The 17,177-nt window shown below is 67.7% G+C and carries 12 protein-coding genes; 2 read left to right on the forward strand and 10 right to left on the reverse strand.

What is annotated here, in order from left to right; all coding sequences use genetic code 11:
- The 7 genes from U1F38_RS07755 to U1F38_RS07785 all read right to left on the reverse strand — a co-directional run.
- Positions 1-869: electron transfer flavoprotein subunit alpha/FixB family protein (locus U1F38_RS07755; RefSeq protein ID WP_409986487.1), on the reverse strand; the 869-nt coding region annotated here is incomplete at its 3' end.
- 19 nt (positions 870-888) lie between these two features.
- The gene (locus U1F38_RS07760) at positions 889-1,638 is read right to left on the reverse strand and encodes an electron transfer flavoprotein subunit beta/FixA family protein (protein ID WP_409986488.1); all 750 of its coding nucleotides are present in this window, start codon (positions 1,636-1,638) and stop codon (positions 889-891) included.
- Positions 1,639-1,772: 134 nt separating this feature from the next.
- Positions 1,773-3,137, reverse strand: a complete 1,365-nt coding sequence (locus tag U1F38_RS07765) for a mechanosensitive ion channel family protein (protein WP_409986489.1) — start codon at positions 3,135-3,137, stop codon at positions 1,773-1,775.
- Complete coding sequence (locus tag U1F38_RS07770; RefSeq protein ID WP_409986490.1) at positions 3,116-3,922, reverse strand: enoyl-CoA hydratase; 807 nt, start codon at positions 3,920-3,922, stop codon at positions 3,116-3,118. Before U1F38_RS07770 ends, U1F38_RS07765 begins: the two co-directional genes overlap by 22 nt.
- Positions 3,923-4,015: 93 nt before the next feature.
- Positions 4,016-5,401: a CotH kinase family protein gene (locus U1F38_RS07775; protein ID WP_409986491.1), complete on the reverse strand. Its 1,386-nt coding sequence runs from the start codon at positions 5,399-5,401 to the stop codon at positions 4,016-4,018.
- A 274-nt stretch (positions 5,402-5,675) separates the two neighbouring features.
- Positions 5,676-6,608 (reverse strand): class I SAM-dependent methyltransferase, encoded by a 933-nt coding sequence (locus U1F38_RS07780; RefSeq protein WP_409986492.1) that lies wholly within the window; start codon positions 6,606-6,608, stop codon positions 5,676-5,678.
- A 73-nt stretch (positions 6,609-6,681) separates the two neighbouring features.
- Positions 6,682-7,668 (reverse strand): GlxA family transcriptional regulator, encoded by a 987-nt coding sequence (locus tag U1F38_RS07785; protein ID WP_409986493.1) that lies wholly within the window; start codon positions 7,666-7,668, stop codon positions 6,682-6,684.
- Positions 7,669-7,885: 217 nt separating this feature from the next.
- Here U1F38_RS07785 and U1F38_RS07790 point away from each other — a divergent pair, with 217 nt between their 5' ends.
- Positions 7,886-10,207, forward strand: coding sequence for a penicillin acylase family protein (locus tag U1F38_RS07790; RefSeq protein ID WP_409986494.1), 2,322 nt, complete (start codon positions 7,886-7,888; stop codon positions 10,205-10,207).
- A gap of 159 nt (positions 10,208-10,366) precedes the next feature.
- Positions 10,367-10,675, forward strand: a complete 309-nt coding sequence (locus U1F38_RS07795; RefSeq protein WP_409986495.1) for a cupin — start codon at positions 10,367-10,369, stop codon at positions 10,673-10,675.
- Between the two features lie 69 nt (positions 10,676-10,744).
- On the opposite strand, the gene lpdA is transcribed toward U1F38_RS07795, so the two are convergent.
- The 3 genes from lpdA to aceE are packed head-to-tail and all read right to left on the reverse strand — an operon-like array spanning position 10,745 to position 17,041.
- A complete protein-coding gene (gene lpdA / locus U1F38_RS07800; RefSeq protein ID WP_409986496.1) occupies positions 10,745-12,607 on the reverse strand; it encodes a dihydrolipoyl dehydrogenase in 1,863 nt (620 codons plus the stop codon).
- 15 nt (positions 12,608-12,622) lie between these two features.
- On the reverse strand, positions 12,623-14,317 hold the full coding sequence (gene aceF / locus U1F38_RS07805; protein ID WP_409986497.1) for a dihydrolipoyllysine-residue acetyltransferase: 1,695 nt from the start codon (positions 14,315-14,317) through the stop codon (positions 12,623-12,625).
- A gap of 21 nt (positions 14,318-14,338) precedes the next feature.
- The gene (gene aceE / locus U1F38_RS07810; protein WP_409986498.1) at positions 14,339-17,041 is read right to left on the reverse strand and encodes a pyruvate dehydrogenase (acetyl-transferring), homodimeric type; all 2,703 of its coding nucleotides are present in this window, start codon (positions 17,039-17,041) and stop codon (positions 14,339-14,341) included.
- Between the last annotated feature and the right edge of the window lie 136 nt (positions 17,042-17,177).

Here is a 17,177-nt window from a genome sequence, read left to right on the forward strand (position 1 = left end):
ACGCTGAAGATCGGCGCCTCTTCGTCCTTGTTGATGGCCACGATGACCTTGCTGTCCTTCATGCCGGCCAGATGCTGGATGGCGCCGGAAATGCCGCAGGCCACGTACAGCTGCGGCGCGACGATCTTGCCGGTCTGCCCCACCTGCAGGTCGTTGGCGGCGTAGCCCGCGTCCACCGCGGCGCGGCTGGCGCCGATGGCCGCGCCCAGCTTGTCGGCCAGTGGGGTCATGACTTCGTTGAACTTCTCGCTGCTGCCCAGCGCGCGCCCGCCCGAGACGATGATCTTGGCGGCCGTCAGCTCGGGGCGGTCGTTCTTGGCGATCTCCTGGCCGACGAAATGGCTCTTGCCACTGTCGGCCACCGCCGCCACGGTCTCGACCGCGGCGCTGCCCCCGCTGGCCGCCGCTGCGTCAAAGCCGGTGCCGCGCACGGTGATGACCTTGATGGCGTCCTGCGACTGCACGGTGGCAATGGCGTTGCCGGCGTAGATGGGGCGCTCGAAGGTGTCGGCGCTGTCGACCTTGGTGATGTCGCTGATCTGCGCCACGTCCAGCTTGGCGGCCACGCGCGGGGCGATGTTCTTGCCGCTGGCGGTGGCCGGAAACAGGATGTGGCTGTAGTCCTTGGCCAGCGCCAGCACCTGGGCGGCGACGTTTTCGGCCAGGCCGTGGGCCAGGCCTTCGGCGTCGGCGTGCAGCACCTTGGCCACGCCGGCAATCTGCGCGGCGGCCTGGGCGGCAGCGCCGGCATTGTGGCCGGCCACCAGCACGTGCACGTCGCCGCCGCAGGCCTTGGCGGCGGTGATGGTGTTGAGGGTGGCGCCCTTGATGGCGGCGTTGTCGTGTTCGGCGATGACGAGTGCGGTCATGTTTCTTCTACCCTCTTGATCAGATCACTTTGGCTTCGTTGCGCAGCTTTTCCACCAGGGTGGCCACGTCGGGCACCTTGATGCCGGCGCCGCGCTTGGGCGGCTCGCTGACCTTCAGGGTCTTCAGGTGCGGCTTGACGTCCACGCCCAGGTCTTCGGGCTTGACGGTGTCGAGCGGCTTTTTCTTGGCCTTCATGATGTTGGGCAGGGTGACGTAGCGCGGCTCGTTCAGGCGCAGGTCGGTGGTCACCACGGCGGGCAGGCTGATGGCGATGGTTTCCAGGCCGCCATCGACTTCGCGCGTGACCTTGGCCTTCTCGCCCTCGATCTCCACCTTGCTGGCAAAGGTGGCCTGGGGCAGCTCGGCCAGGGCGGCCAGCATCTGGCCGGTCTGGTTGGCGTCGTCGTCGATGGCCTGCTTGCCCAGGATGACCAGGCTTGGCTGCTCCTTGTCGACCAGGGCCTTGAGCAGCTTGGCCACGGCCAGGGGCTGCAGCTCTTCGGCGGTCTCGACCAGGATGGCGCGGTCGGCGCCAATCGCCATGGCGGTGCGCAGGGTTTCCTGGCACTGCGCCACGCCGCAGGAGACGGCGATGACTTCGCTGATGACGCCTTTTTCCTTCAGGCGCACGGCCTCCTCGACGGCGATTTCGTCAAAGGGGTTCATGCTCATCTTGACGTTGGCGATGTCCACCCCGGTGCCGTCGCCCTTGACGCGCACCTTGACGTTGTAGTCCACCACGCGTTTGACCGCGACGAGTGCTTTCATCTGGAATCTCCTGTTGAATTGCGAAGGCTTGGCGTCCACGCCGCACCGGCGGGCGGGCGGCGGGGATCAGCAAATATTCTAGTGGAGCCCTCGCGTGTCTTCGTGTCACCCATAAAAAAGAACCATCGTGCTCTTTATCCAAGCGGTGCGGTGCCACGGGCCGGGGCCGGCGCAGCGGGCGTTGCCGAGTGCACCACCCGCTGCGGAAACGGAATGTCGATGCCGTGCGCGCGCAGCGCCTGCAAGATCGCCAGGTTGACCTCCGAGCGCAGCCCGAGCGCTCCCGCCTCCGGCTCGTTCATCCAGTAGCCGACGGTGAACTCCAGCGAATCGGCTGCAAACGCCGTCAGCCCCACGAAGGGCGCGGGCTCGCGCAGCACCCGCTTGCTGGACAGCGCGGCCTGACGCAGCAGCGTCTGCACCAGCTCCACGTCGCAGCCGTACTCGACCCCCACGACGGTGGATTGCCACACGCGCCGGTCGGCCAGCGACAGGTTTTCGACGCGCTGCGTCACCATCATCTCGTTGGGCACGATGGATTCGCGCCCCGATCCGCTGCGAATGACGGTGTAGCGCGCGCGGATGTCGGTGATCTGCCCGTCGAAGCCGTCCACCCGCACCATGTCGCCGATGCGCAGCGCGCGCTCGGCCAGCACCACGAAGCCCGACACGTAGTTGGCCGCGAGCTTTTGCAGGCCCAGGCCGATGCCCACACCGATGGCGCCGCCCAGCACCGACAGCGTGGTCAGGTCGATGCCGACCGCCGACAGGGCCAGCAGCACGGCCAGAAAAACCAGGCCGGCGCGCACCGCATTGGCGACCATCTTGCGCAGCGACAACTCGGCGCCGCCGGCCGAGCGCAGCAGCCGCGACTCGAGCGTCGACGACAGCCACAGCGCCAGCAACAGGGCGATGGCGACGTTCACGCTGCCTTCGATCAGGCTGCGCAGGCTGAGCGAGGAGGCCCCCACCCGCCAGCGAATGTCGCTGGCTTCTTCGAGCAGCACCGGCAGCAGGCCGATCGTCCACAGCACCCAGACGACCCAGACCAGCCAGGATATCGTGCGCTCGAGCACCCGGACGGCCCGCACCCCCGGAAACGCCGCCTGCAGCACCTTGACGCCAAAGCGGATCATCGCCAGCGCCATCAGCATGGGCAGGGCCACGCGCATGAGCGGCGCGTGATCCTGCCAGTGCAGCCACAGAAAGCGTCCCACTGCCGTCAGGCACAGCCACAGCAACGGAAACAAGGCACCGTCCACGCCACGCCGGCCCAGCCAGATGCCCGGGGTGCGCTCCCCCCCGCGCATCCACATGCGCAGCAGGCCGGTGGCCAGGCCCCAGGCAATCAGGCCGCAGACGGCAATGCCGACAAACTCGCCCAGCACCACCGGCCGGGTGATGGACGCCCACCAGACACCCCAGTCGTCGATGCGCAGGCTGCGCCGCGCCGCCAGGCCGCTGGCCACCCAATCCGTCAACGCGTTGCCTTGCGCCACGCTGGCTCTCGCTTGTCGATGAAGGCCTGCACACCCTCTTGCGCCACGTCGGCCATCATGTTGCAGGCCATGCTCTGGTTGGCCAACTGGTACGCCGCCTCGATGCCCAGTTCGCGCTGCCGGTAGAACAGCTCCTTGCCGATGGCGATCGCCTCGCGCGGCTTGGCCAGGATGGCCTGCACCATGTCATCGAGCGCCGCGTCCAGCTGCTCGGGCACCACCACCCGGTTGACCAGTCCGCGCGCGTGCGCCTCGGCGGCGGTGATGAAGCCGCCCGTCAGCAGCATCTCCATCGCCTGCTTGGGCTGCATGTTGCGCACCAGCGGCACGCTGGGCGTGCCGCAAAACAGGCCCACGTCGATGCCGTTGACGCCAAAGCGCACGCCCTCGGCGGCCACCGCCAGGTCGCACTGCGCCACCAGCTGGCAGCCGGCGGCGGCGGCCACGCCCTGCACCCGCGCGATCACGGGAATGGGCAGCTTGATCAGCGACACCATCATCTTGCTGCACTGGGCAAACAGCTGCTGGTAGTAGTCCAGCCGCGGGTTGGCCTTCATCTGCTTCAGGTCATGGCCGGCGCAAAAGGCCTTGCCCTCGGCGGCGATCACCAGCACGCGGGCCTTGTCGTCGGCGGCAATGGCGTCGATGCGGCCTTGCAGTGCGCCCAGCACCGCCTCGCTGAGCACGTTGAAGGCCTTGGGCTGGTTGAGCGTGAGCACGTGCACGCCGCGGACGTCGGCGCTGTGCAGCACGCCGGCATCGGGTGCGTGGATGGATTCGGTCATGTGAGGGCTCCTTGCGAGTGACCCGGGCATGGGCGCCACCGGATGGTTGCGTCCGCCGCCGGGTCGGTGGGAAGCCCGATTTTGCAGCGACGCTCAGTCATCGGCCGGACCGGAATCCGAAGGCCCACCCCCGTAGGGATCATCGCTCGTCTGCTCGATCCACGGGATGTTGTCGTCGATCCACTGGGCGCGCCGATACAGCCAGTCGCGCAGAAAGTCCACCTCGCCCGCATACGAGCCCGTCACCACGGAGTTGGGCCACACGTACTGCTCCAGGATGGGCCAGCGCACGAAATTGCGGCGCTGCGCCTCGTCCAGGGCGCCCGCCGCCGCCCGCACATAGCCCAGCAGTTGGGGAACCTGCGCGCCCAGCACCGCCCAGCGCTGGCGCACCATCTCGGCAAATGCCGGCTGCCTCAGCAAGGCCCGCAGGTACCAGGCCCAGCGCATATCGCGCACATACCAGCCCTCGGGATAGCGGCTGCTCTCGTAGTCCACGTTGCCGTAGGCCAGATCGAAGTCCCAGACCGGGCCGAAGGCCAATGGGCCACCTCGAAAACGATACAGATACGTGCTCGAATAGAACGCATCCGTGTTGCTGGCCAACTCGTTGACCAGGTAGAGATTGGCCAGCGAGGCCAGGTCCACCTCGGTCGAGACCCTGGCCCAGGTCTCGGGTGATTCAAGGTTGCCCAAGTCCGTTTCGAGGTCGCCAAGCCAGCCTCGAACCCGACGCACCTGGGCCGCATTGCTGTCCGAATCGAACGAAAAACCGATGCCCGATGTCGTCACGAAATTGAAGTCTTCGTCGGTTCGCCAGTTGATCTCGATCAGGAAAGGATCGTCGAAGCTCGAAGTGTTCGTCACCTCGTTGAAATAGGTCTTGCCCTGCTTCTCGATGAGGTCCCTGACTTCGTAGTCCTTGTTGGTGATTTGATAGAGCCCCAGGTAGTCGCCGTTGAGCGTCAACTCGACAAACCGATCCTGCGGCGTATAGGCCATGCCCATCAGGCGCGCCGTACAAAACGCGAGCGCGCTGCGCAGCATGCTCTTGTCCGAATAGTTGGCCAGCAACACCCACTTCTTGTTCGCGGACATGCCCAGAACGCTGACCTTGTCGTCAAACTTGAGCAGATAGGGCCGCTTGGGCATGTCCCAGGTGGTGTTGCCGCGACCGCGGATCTTCATCGACAGCGCACTGCCTTCGGGCTCCTGCGCCTGCGCCGGCCCCGACACCTGAAAGCTCGCCGCGATGTAATTGTCCTTGTCCACGACCGGGCGGTGCTCGTCCGTCTCGATCCGGATCTGCGCCACCGCGGGCAGCGGACAGGTTTCCAGGAACTCCGCCGGCGGCGCAGCCACTTCGGGCGCCGGCTGCAACTCGGGTGGATCGGAACCCCCGCCGCCGCCGCAAGCGGCCAGAACGCTCACGGCCAACAGGCCTGACAGGACGGTCTTGATGCTGGATTGGTATTTCATGGGCCTTTCGAATCCAAACAGGTTTTCAGCCATGGAGCGCAAATGCGGCCCTGCCGCAAAAGGCCTCCTCCAAATTTGCCCGATGAGTGCCGCAGTCTCGGCGCACGGGCGGCCGGGCCCGCCTGCGGCGCGACCCGGCAAAGATGGGCAGGCCCCAAACGCCACTGCAGCGCGGCGCAGGCGAGCGACCCGCCAGAACTGCCAAGGGGCATATGCGCCCCGATCGGCTCGGACGATAGTACCCGTGTGGCCGATGCCGCTTGATTGACAATCGTCAAGACTCCAGGCGATACACCCCCACTTTCAAGGCCCGGTTCTCGTCCACATCCCGAAACACCGCCGGGTTCGCCACCCGTTCAACGAAATCCAGCCCCGGCGCCTGCTGGTGCATGTGATGGTGCAGGAAATCCATGCCCAGCTCCGGCGCGTTGAGGCACAGCAGGGTGTGACCCGCGGGCGCCAGCAGGGCCGGCAGGCGGCGCATCAGGCGCGGGTAGTCCTTGGTGGCGACAAAGCTGCCCGTCTGGTGGCTGGGCGGGTCGGCAATGATCAGGTCGTACGGGCCGTGGCGGGCAATCTTGCCCCAGGACGTGAAGATGTCGTGCGGCCAGAACAGCGCGCCGGCCACGCCGTTGAGCTGGTGGTTGTGCTGCCCCGTGGCCAGCGCGCCGCGCGCCATGTCGATGTTGACCACCTGCGCCGCCCCGCCCTGCAGCGCGGCCACGCTGAAGGCGCCCGTGTAGGCAAACAGGTTGAGCACGCGCGCGCCACGCTCCTCCCGTGCCTTGAACGCCGTGGCAAAGTCGCGCACCCAGCGCCGGCCTTCGGCCATGTCCAGGAACAGGCCGTGGTTTTGCCCGCGCAGCACGTGCACCCGGTAGCGCGCGCCGGATTCGGTGACCGTGTGCGGGTCGGGCACGCTGCCGGCCATCAACCGCGTGTCGGCTGGGCCGTCGCCGCGTTGCTGAAAGACCCAGTTCAAGGGCTGGCCGGGTGCCAGTTGTGCCCAGCGCGCGTGCAGCGCCGCACCGACGGCGGCCAGTTCCGCTTCGGCGGCCGGAGCAAAGCAGGTGAGAACGAAGACGGGCGGGAAAGCGTCCAGCGTCCACGCCTCACACCCGGGATGCAGGCCGCCGCGGCCATGGAAGATGCGCTGCGCATCCGTGGGCAGCGGCATGGCGGCGATGGCGTCAATCAGGGCTTGCATCTTGAATTTTGGTGTTTCAGCCTTGCAGCCGTTTACCAGCATGCGCAGCCAGCTATCAATAACAGAGTGATCGCTACCCGCCCGGCCCGGCCCACTGCTTGCGCGCGGTCCGCAGCTGGAACTGCCGACGGTACGCGCCGGGCGCCACACCGGCCACGCGCACGAAGATTTTGCGGAAGCTGCCGGTGTCGCCGTAGCCACACTGGCGGGCCACGGCCTCCACGGTCAGGTAGGTGGTTTGCAGCAGCGACTGGGCCTGGGCGATGCGCAGGCCGTGCATGTAGTCCAGCGGCGTCTGTCCATGCACCTGGGTGAACCAGCGCAGCAGCGTGCGCGGGCTGGTGGCCGCGGCGCGGGCGGTGGCGGCCAGGCTGTAGGGCTCGGTGCGGTGGGTTTGCAACCAGCGCCGCGCCTGCTCCAGCGCACCGGCCACCGTGGGCTGCTGGGTGGGCGTCTCCAGCGCAGCGCTGGCCGCGAGTTGTCGCTGCGGGTCATGCACGAGCACGGTGGCCACGGCGCGCGCCAGGTCGGCGGCGGGCGTGTCGCCCAGCAGGTCCAGAAAGGCCGGCAGCGTGTCTGGCAGCGAGGCAGTGGTCCACAGCGGGCCATCGTGATGCCAGGCGCGGTCGCGCCGCCAGCGCAGGGTGTCGCCGCACTGCAACGCGATGGACGGCGCAAACGCCCAAGGCAGCGCGGCCTCGCGCCCCGGCAGAAGCCCGGCGTCGGCCAGCAGCGCCGAGCCATTGAAACACGCGGCGATGCGCCCGCCGCGCGCCACGTGGGCCTGCAGCAGCGGCCCAAAGTGGCGCTGGTGCGCGGCGCTGATCGCACGCAGCCGCGGGCCGGTGGGCGCCATCCAGCCGGGGATGACGATCACATCCAGCCCGGCTGCGCCCTCCTGCGGGCCCTGCTGCGCGCCGGGCACGGGCGGCGGCCCGGCGCCGCCACCCGGCATGACCAGCCAGCGCCAGTGCATGGGCGACGGCCCACCCGTGCGTTCTTGCACCAGGCTGTTCACGGCTTGCAGCACGTCGACCACCGTGGCGGCAGCGCCGGCCATGGCAAGTGGGCTCCAGAGGATGCCGACGTGCATTGTGGGGATGGAAGCGGGTTGCGCCATGGCATTGGCGATATTGCCACCATTTTTGGCGGAATTGGCACCTCGTCCATCCATTGACTGCCATTAGCATGGAACGGCGCCACCGTGCTGAAGCGCCGCTCTGTGGTCTGCACCGGCCCGCCCCGCCCCCTTTCCCAAAATTTTGGAAACATTCGCGATGAGCAAGACACCGCGCCGCCGAACGGTCCTTCACGCTACCCTCACCGCCCTGGCCGCGGCCGCCCTGCTGGCCGGCTGCGCCAGCGGCCCCAATGCCCCGGGCGACCGCAGCGTGAGCATCACGCGCACCCCCTTCGGCATTCCGCACATCACCGCGAACGACCCCGAGTCGCTGGCCTATGGCGTGGCCTACGCCTACGCCCAGGACAACGTCTGCATGACGGCCGATCAACTCGTCACCGCACGCGGGCAGCGCAGCGCCGCGTTTGGCGCCAAGACCACCGGCCTGCTGGGCCGGCGCTACCTGCCCAACGAGCAGATCGACCTGTTCGTTGCCGCGCACATGGACGATGCCGCGCTGGAACGCGCCTGGGCCGCCACCAGCGCCCAGACGCAGGCCATGGCCCGCGGCTACGTGGCCGGCTACAACCGCTTTCTGGCCGACAACGCCGCTCGCCTGCCGCAAGCCTGCCAGGGCCAGGCCTGGGTCAAGCCCATGACGCTGCCCGAATACCGCCGCATGGGCGAGGTGCTGGCGGTGCAGGCCGGCATTGCCGCGCTGGCCGACGGCATGCTGGGCGCGCAGCCGCCCGCCGCCAAGGCCGCGCAGGCCGACACCTCGGTGAACCTGGCCGACGCCGCCCAGGCCCTGCGCGAAGCGGGCCTGCTGGACTCGCCCCTGGGCTCCAACGCCTGGGCCTTCGGCAAGGACGTGACGGCCAACGGCAGCGGCATGCTGCTGGGCAACCCGCATTTCCCCTGGAGCGGGCCCAACCGCTTCTACGAGCTGCACCTGACCATCCCGGGCCAGATGGACGTGATGGGCGCGGGCATCGGCACCTATCCGGTGGTGTCCATCGGCTTCAACAAGGACGTGGCCTGGTCACACACCGTCTCCACCGGCAAGCGCTTCACGCTGTACGAGCTGACGCTGGACCCGCAGGACTCCACGGCCTACATGGTGGACGGCAAGAGCGAGAAGATGACTTCACGCACCATCGCCGGCCACACGCTGTGGTCCAGCCGCTGGGGGCCGCTGGTCGTCATCCCGCGCGCGGGCCTGACGTGGACCGCCAAGACCGCCTACGCCCTGCGCGACGCCAACGCCGGCAACGCACGCATGATGGACACCGCCCTGGCCTTTGCCCGCGCCCGCAGCGTGCAAGAGCTGCACCAGGCCCAGGCCAACCTGGGCATGCCCTGGGTCAACACCCTGGCCGCCGACCGTCATGGCACCGCCATGTACGCCGACGTGAGCGTGGTGCCCGACGTGGACGCCGCCCAACTGGCCCGCTGCACACCCGGCAAGCCGGCGGCCGCGTTGCTCAAGGCCGCCGGCCTGGTGGTGTTGAACGGCGCGCGCGCCGACTGTGCCTGGCAGCGCGATGCGCGCTCGCCCGTGCCCGGGCTGATCCCCATCGAGCGCATGCCGGTGGCGTATCGAACCGACTGGGTGCAAAACAGCAACGACAGCTTTTTCTACACCCACCCGGGGCAAAAATGGGGTGACATCTCGCCGCTGGTGGGCGACGCCAGCCTGAGCCGCCCGCGCACCCGCGCCGGCCTGACCGAAATTCCGCAGATGCTGGGCCGCGGCAAGCTGACGCTGGCCGCCATCCAGCAGCAGCTGTTTGAAAACCGCAACTTCATGGCCAGCGTCATCGTGCCCGACCTGCTGGCTGCCTGTGGCAACGCGCCCAGCACCGAGGCGCGCGATGGCTGCGCGGCCCTGAAGGGCTGGAACCGCCACAACAACCTGGATGCCCGCGGCGCCCACGTGTTTCGCGAGTTCTGGCGCACGGCGCGCAACATCCCCGGCGTGTACCGCGTGCCGTTCGACGCGCGGCAGCCCGTGGCCACGCCCGCCGGCCTGAAGATGGACGACGCCGCCACCGCCGCCAAGGTGTGGCAGGCACTGGAGGGTGCGGTCAAGCTGATCCGAACCAGCGGCTTTGCGCTGGACGCCACGCTGGGCAGCGTGCAGCACCCGGCCATCACCGACGAGCCCATTCCCCTGCACGGCGGCGAGGATTTCGAGGGCGTGCTCAACAACCTGGGCCGCCAGGAGCCCGCGCCCATCAACAAGCGGGGCCTGCGCATCGACTACGGCACCAGCTACGTGCAGACCGTCACCTTCGATGCGCGCGGGCCGGTGGCGCAGGCCATCCTGACCTATGGCGAGTCCACCGACCCCGCATCGCCCCACGCCAACGACCAGATGCGCGAGTTCTCGGCCAAGCGCTGGCACGCCCTGCCGTTTGACGCCGACGACGTGGCCAAGGCCCGCATCGGTGAGCCCTTGGTGCTGGTGCGGCCCTGAGCAGCACACCCCTTGCGCACCCGGTCGGCAGGGCGCATATTGCGCCTGCTGAACGCGCGACCTGATCGATGCAACGGGCGGCGCGCCCAGCTTCGTCCGGCAAGGACAGCGAGGAGAGCGTGATGAGCCAGCAGCAGCAGGCCCCCGAGACCCCGGGGCGTGACGGTGGAGCTTTTGCAGGCGATGGACCTGGGCCCCGAGATCGAGGGCATGGCCGGGCGCCAGTTGCGCATGCGCAAGGTGACGATCGCGCCCGGCGGCGTGTTCGGCCCGGTGCACAGCCACGTGGACCGGCCGGGCACGGTCTTCATCCTGCAAGGCACCATCACCGATCACCGCAACGGCATCGCCACCGACTACGGCCCGGGCCTGGGCTGGCCCGAGGACCACGCCACCGTGCACTGGCTGGAAAACCGCGGCACGGTGGCGGCGGTGGAAATTTCGGTGGATATCGTGCGGACCGAGTAGCACCACGGAACAACAAGGCCCGGACTGTTGCCAGACCGGGCCTTGTTGCTCCAGCGCAGCGCGCCGTGCCTACTTCTTCTGCGGCGGCACGTCGGTGCAGCTGCCGTGGGCGATCTCGGCCGCCATGCCGATACTCTCTCCCAGCGTGGGGTGCGGATGGATGGTCTTGCCGATGTCCACCGCGTCGGCGCCCATCTCGATGGCCAGGGCCACCTCGCCGATCATGTCGCCGGCGTGCGTGCCGACGATGCCGCCGCCCAGGATGCGGCCGTGGCCGTGCGCCTCGGGGCTGTCGTCGAACAAGAGCTTGGTGTAGCCCTCGTCGCGGCCGTTGGCGATGGCGCGGCCCGAGGCCGTCCAGGGGAACAGGCCCTTCTTGACCTTGATGCCCTGGGCCTTGGCCTGGTCCTCGGTCAGGCCGACCCAGGCCACCTCGGGGTCGGTGTAGGCCACGCTGGGGATCACGCGGGCGTTGAAGGCGGCGCGCGCCAGGGCCTCGTCACCTTTTAGTTCGCCGGCGATGACCTCGGCCGCCACATGCGCTTCGTGCACCGCCTTGTGCGCCAGCATGGGCTGGCCGACGATGTCGCCGATGGCGAAGATGTGCGGCACGTTGGTGCGCATCTGGATGTCTACGTCGATGAAGCCGCGGTCGGTGACGGCGACACCCGCCTTGTCGGCGCCGATTTTCTTGCCATTGGGGCTGCGGCCCACGGCCTGCAAGACCAGATCGTAGGTCTGCGGCGCCGGCGCGCCCTCGCCTTCAAAGCTGACCTCGATGCCCTTGTCGGTGGCGCGGGCAGCAACCGTCTTGGTCTTGAGCATGATGTTGTCGAAGCGCGGCGCATTCAGCTTTTGCCACACCTTCACCAGGTCGCGGTCGGCGCCCTGCATCAGGCCGTCCAGCATCTCGACCACGTCCAGGCGCGCACCCAGCGTGCTGTACACCGTGCCCATCTCCAGGCCGATGATGCCGCCGCCCAGGATCAGCATCTTCTTGGGCACGCCGCTCAGGGCCAGCGCGCCGGTGCTGTCCACCACGCGCGGATCGTCGGGCATGAAGGGCAGGCGCACGGCCTGGCTGCCGGCGGCGATGATGGCGCGCTTGAATTGCACCACCTTCTTGGCGCCGGTCTTGTCCTGGCCGCTGCCGCTGGTTTCTTCGACCTCGATGTGATTGGCGCCGACAAAGCTGCCGACGCCGCGCACCGTGGTCACCTTGCGCATCTTGGCCATCGCGCCCAGCCCGCCGGTCAGCTTGCCGATCACCTTTTCCTTGTGGCCGCGCAGCTTGTCGATGTCGACCTTGGGCTTGCTGCCGTAGTCGATGCCCAGCGCCGCCAGGTGGCCGACTTCGTCCATCACCGCTGCCACGTGCAGCAGCGCCTTGCTGGGAATGCAGCCCACGTTCAGGCACACGCCGCCCAGGGTGGCGTAGCGCTCGACGATAACGACCTTCAGGCCCAGATCGGCGGCGCGAAAAGCGGCGGAATAGCCGCCGGGGCCGCCGCCAAGGACCACCACGTCGCAGTCCAGATCGACGTTGCCGGCGAAGTTGGATGCCGCTGGTGCGGGCTGTTCGCCCCCTCTCCCGCTTGCGGGAGAGGGTTGGGGTGAGGGAGCGGCGTTGGCTTTGGGCGCCGCCCCACCCTCACCCCGGCCCTCTCCCGCCGCGGCGGGAGAGGGAGCAATACCGGCGGCCTCCAGCGTCAGCACCAGCGAGCCTTCGTTGATCTTGTCGCCCAGCTTGACGGCCAGCGACTTGACCACGCCGGCTGCACTGGAGGGGATCTCCATGCTGGCCTTGTCGGATTCGACGGTGATCAGGCTTTGCTCGACCTTGACGGTGTCGCCCGGCTTGACCAGCACTTCGATCACGGCGACGTCCTTGAAGTCGCCGATGTCGGGCACCTTGACTTGCACTTCGCTCATATCAAGACCTCCCGATCACAGCAGCACGCGGCGGAAGTCCGCCAGGACCTGGCCCAGATAGGCGTTGAAGCGCGCGGCCGCCGCGCCGTCGATGACGCGGTGGTCGTACGACAGCGACAGCGGCAGCATCAGGCGCGGCACGAAGGCCTTGCCGTCCCACACCGGCTTCATCGCGCTCTTGGACAGGCCCAGGATGGCCACCTCGGGCGCGTTGATGATGGGGGTGAAGTGCGTGCCGCCAATGCCGCCCAGCGAGCTGATGGACATGCAGCCGCCGGCCATGTCGGCCGGGCCCATCTTGCCGTCGCGCGCCTTCTTGGCCAGCGCGCCCATTTCCTCGCTGATCTGCAGGATGCCCTTCTTGTCGGCATCGCGCAGCACCGGCACCACCAGCCCGTTGGGCGTGTCGGCGGCAAAGCCGACGTGGTAGTACTGCTTGAAGACCAGGTTGTCGCCGTCCAGGCTGGCGTTGAACTCGGGGAACTTCTTCAGCGCCGCCACCACGGCCTTGATGACGAAGGCCAGCATGGTCACCTTGACCTCGCTCTTGGCCTTGGCGCTTTCGGCGTTGGTTTGCACGCGGAAGGCTTCCAGCTCGGTGATGTCGGCCTCGTCGTTGTTGGTGACGTGCGGGATCATCACCCAGTTGCGCGCCAGGTTGGCGCCGCTGATCTTCTTGATGCGTGACAGCGGCCTGGCGTCGATCGGGCCGAACTTGGCGAAGTCCACCTTGGGCCAGGGCAGCAGATCGAGCCCCACGCCCGATCCCGCGGGGCGATTGGCCGCCTGGGCCTGCGTTTGCACGGCGCCGGCCATGACCGAACGCGTGAAGGCCTGAACGTCCTCCTGGGTGATGCGGCCCTTGCCGCCGCTGCCCTTGACCTCGGCCAGCGGCACGCCCAACTCGCGCGCGAACTTGCGCACGCTGGGGCTGGCGTGGGGCAACTGCCCCGTGGGGGCCGCGGTGGGGTTGTGGGCGGGCTCGCTCGCTCTCCCGCTGGCGGGAGCGGGTTGGGGTGAGGGCTGCGGCGTTGGCGCCGAAGCGGACGGTGCGGAACTGGCGGCCGCCCCACCCTCACCCTTGCCATCTCCCGCCCCGGCGGGAGCGGGAGAAGACGCCGCAGCAGCTCCTTCGATCACCGCCACCAGATCGCCCTGGTTGACCTTGTCGCCGACCTTGATCTTGAGCTCCTTCAAGACCCCGGCGGCGGGTGACGGGATTTCCATCGAGGCCTTGTCGGACTCGACCGTGAACAGCGACTGCTCGGGGGCGATGGTGTCGCCCGGCTTGACCAGCAGCTCGATCACCGCCACGTCCTTGAAGTCGCCGATGTCGGGCACGCGCACGTCGATGCGACCTGCGGGCGCGGCCGGCCCGGTGGACGCAGCGGGCGCCGATGCTTCGGATTTGGTAGCTGCTTGCGCTTGCGCAGCGGGCGCTGTAGCCGGTTTTTGTTCAGACTGTGCAGCGTCCGCGCTGTCCAGCACCGCGATCACGCTGCCCATGCTGACCTTGTCGCCCAGCTTGACCTTGAGTTCCTTGATGACGCCAGCGTGGCTGGAGGGAATCTCCATCGACGCCTTGTCGGATTCGACGGTGATCAGCGACTGCTCGACCTTCACCGTGTCGCCCACCTTCACCAGCAATTCGATGACGCCGACCTCGGCGAAATCCCCGATGTCCGGGACCTGGATGTTGACCAATGCCATGTCTTGTCTCCGGGTTGTGCTTTAGGCGTGCAGGGGGTTGATCTTGTCGGTGCGGATGGCGTACTTCCTGACCGCTTCGGCCACCTTCTTGGCGGGCAGCTTGCCCTCGTCGGCCAGCGCCTTCAGCGCGGCCAGCACGATGTAGTGGCGGTTGATCTCGAAGTGCTCGCGCAGGCGCGAGCGGAAGTCGCTGCGGCCAAAGCCGTCGGCGCCCAGCACGCTGTAGCTGCGGCCCGCCGGGATGTACGCGCGGATCTGCTCGGCGTAGTTCTTGATGTAGTCGGTGGACGCCACCACCGGGCCGGCATGCGGCTGCAACTGGCGCGTGACGAAGGGCACGCGCGGCTTGTCGGTGGGATTCAGCAGGTTCCAGCGCACCACGTCCTGGCCTTCGCGCGCCAGCTCGTTGAAGCTGGGGCAGCTCCACACGTCGGCCTGCACGCCCCAGTCGGTGGCCAGCAGCTTTTGCGCCTCCAGCGATTCACGCAGGATGGAGCCCGAGCCCAGCAGTTGCACGCGCTGATCGCCAGCGGCGCCGGCCTTGCACAGGTACATGCCTTGCAGGATCTGCTCCTCGGTGCCCGCGGTGAGGCCGGGCATGGGGTAGTTCTCGTTCAGCAGGGTGACGTAATAGAAGACGTCCTCCTGCTTTTCGACCATGCGGCGCAGGCCGTGGTGCAGGATGATGCCGACCTCGTGCGCAAAGGCCGGGTCGTAGCTGACACAGTTGGGAATGGTGCTGGCCAGCACCAGGCTGTGGCCGTCCTCGTGCTGCAGGCCCTCGCCATTGAGCGTGGTGCGTCCGCTGGTTCCGCCCAGCAGAAAGCCGCGCGCGCCCATGTCGCCGGCGGCCCAGGCCAGATCGCCAAAGCGCTGGAAGCCGAACATGGAGTAGTACACGTAGAACGGCACCATGATGCGGTTGTTGGTGCTGTAGCTGGTGGCCGCCGCGATCCAGCTGGCCATGCCGCCGGCCTCGTTGATGCCCTCTTGCAGGATCTGGCCGTCGGCCTGCTCCTTGTAGTACATCACCTGTTCGCGGTCGACCGGCACGTACTGCTGGCCCTTGGGGTTGTAGATGCCGATCTGGCGGAACAAGCCCTCCATGCCGAAGGTGCGCGACTCGTCCACCACGATGGGGACCACGCGCGGGCCGAAGGCCTTGTCGCGCAGCAATTGCGTCAAGAAGCGCACGAAGGCCTGCGTGGTGCTGATCTCGCGGCCCTCGGCCGTGGGTTCGAGCACGGCCTTGAAGGTGTCCAGCGAGGGGATGGTGAAGCTTTCGTCGGCCTTCTCGCGGCGCGTGGGCAGGTAGCCGCCCAGGGCTTGGCGGCGCTCGTGCAGGTACTTCATCTCCGGCGTGTCGTCGGCCGGCTTGTAGTAGGGCAGCTTTTCCAGCTCGCTGTCGGGGATCGGGATGTTGAAGCGGTCGCGGATGTACTTGATGTCCTCGTCGTCCAGCTTCTTGGTCTGGTGCACGGTGTTCTTGGCCTCGCCGGCCTTGCCCATGCCGTAGCCCTTGACGGTCTTGACCAGCAGCACGGTGGGCTGGCCCTGGTACTCGTTGGCGGCGTGGAAGGCGGCGTACACCTTCTCCGGGTCGTGGCCGCCGCGGCGCAGCTCCCACAGCTCGTCATCGGTCATGTGCTCGACCAGCTTGGCGGTCTCGGGGTACTTGCCGAAGAAGTGCTTGCGCAGGTAGGCGCCGTCCATCGCGCGGTAGGTCTGGTAGTCGCCGTCCAGCGTCTCCATCATCAGCTGACGCAGCTTGCCGGACTTGTCGCGCGCCAGCAGCGGATCCCAGCCCTTGCCCCACAGCACCTTGATCACGTGCCAGCCGGCGCCGCGGAAGTCGCCCTCCAGCTCCTGGATGATCTTGCCGTTGCCGCGCACCGGGCCGTCCAGGCGTTGCAGGTTGCAGTTGATGACGAAGATCAGGTTGTCCAGGTTCTCTCGCGCCGCCAGGCTGATGGCACCCTTGCTCTCGGGCTCGTCCATCTCGCCGTCGCCCAGGAACACCCAGACCTTGCGCCGGGTGGTGTCCGCGATGCCGCGCGCCTGCAGGTACTTGAGAAAGCGCGCCTGGTAGATCGCCATCAGCGGGCCCAGGCCCATGCTGACGGTCGGAAACTGCCAGAAGCCGGGCATCAGGTGCGGATGCGGGTAGCTGGACAGGCCCTTGCCATGCACCTCCTGGCGGAAGTTCTCGAGCTGCTCCTCGCTGATGCGGCCCTCCAGATAGGCACGGGCGTAGATGCCGGGCGCGCTGTGACCCTGGAAGTACACGCAGTCGCCGCCGTGGTCCTTGCCCTCGGCGTGCCAGAAGTGGTTGAAGCCGGCGCCCCACATGCTGGCCAGCGACGCAAACGAGCCGATGTGCCCGCCCAGATCGCCCCCGTCGGCCGGGTGCAGGCGGTTGGCGCGCACCACCATGGCCATCGCGTTCCAGCGCATGTAGGCGCGCAGGCGCTTTTCGATCGCGATGTTGCCGGGGCAGCGCGCCTCCTGCTCGGGCTCGATGGTGTTGACGTAGCCGGTGTTGGCCGAAAACGGCAGGTCGATGCTGCTTTGGCGGGCCTGCTCGAGCAACTGCTCCAGCAGGTAGTGCGCTCGCTCGGGGCCCTCCCGGTCGATGACGGCGGACAGCGCGTCCAACCACTCCTTGGTTTCTTGTGCGTCGAGTTCGAGGGAAGGGGGAACAGCTGCCTTGGCTTCAGCGGACATCGCCTTGTCTCCTGTGGATCGGTTGAAAGTCATTGTGTACGAAAACCGGCGCATCATCGCATGTCGGGTTTTATTTTTCAAGTGTTGATTTTATTTTTTATATATTGAAATTTCTGCGCAGTCCATGCGGGTTCCA

Origin of the sequence: Ottowia sp., from assembly GCF_046348305.1 — a bacterium.
GTDB lineage: Bacteria > Pseudomonadota > Gammaproteobacteria > Burkholderiales > Burkholderiaceae_C > Ottowia.

Coding starts and splice junctions, on each gene's coding strand:
- U1F38_RS07785 (WP_409986493.1), bottom strand. CDS start 7,668: ATGGCCGGCGCTGCCGCCACGGTGGTCGACGTGCTGCAAGCCGTGAAC.
- U1F38_RS07770 (WP_409986490.1), bottom strand. CDS start 3,922: ATGACCGAATCCATCCACGCACCCGATGCCGGCGTGCTGCACAGCGCC.
- lpdA (WP_409986496.1), bottom strand. CDS start 12,607: ATGAGCGAAGTGCAAGTCAAGGTGCCCGACATCGGCGACTTCAAGGAC.
- aceE (WP_409986498.1), bottom strand. CDS start 17,041: ATGTCCGCTGAAGCCAAGGCAGCTGTTCCCCCTTCCCTCGAACTCGAC.
- aceF (WP_409986497.1), bottom strand. CDS start 14,317: ATGGCATTGGTCAACATCCAGGTCCCGGACATCGGGGATTTCGCCGAG.
- U1F38_RS07790 (WP_409986494.1), top strand. CDS start 7,886: ATGAGCAAGACACCGCGCCGCCGAACGGTCCTTCACGCTACCCTCACC.
- U1F38_RS07780 (WP_409986492.1), bottom strand. CDS start 6,608: ATGCAAGCCCTGATTGACGCCATCGCCGCCATGCCGCTGCCCACGGAT.
- U1F38_RS07760 (WP_409986488.1), bottom strand. CDS start 1,638: ATGAAAGCACTCGTCGCGGTCAAACGCGTGGTGGACTACAACGTCAAG.
- U1F38_RS07775 (WP_409986491.1), bottom strand. CDS start 5,401: ATGAAATACCAATCCAGCATCAAGACCGTCCTGTCAGGCCTGTTGGCC.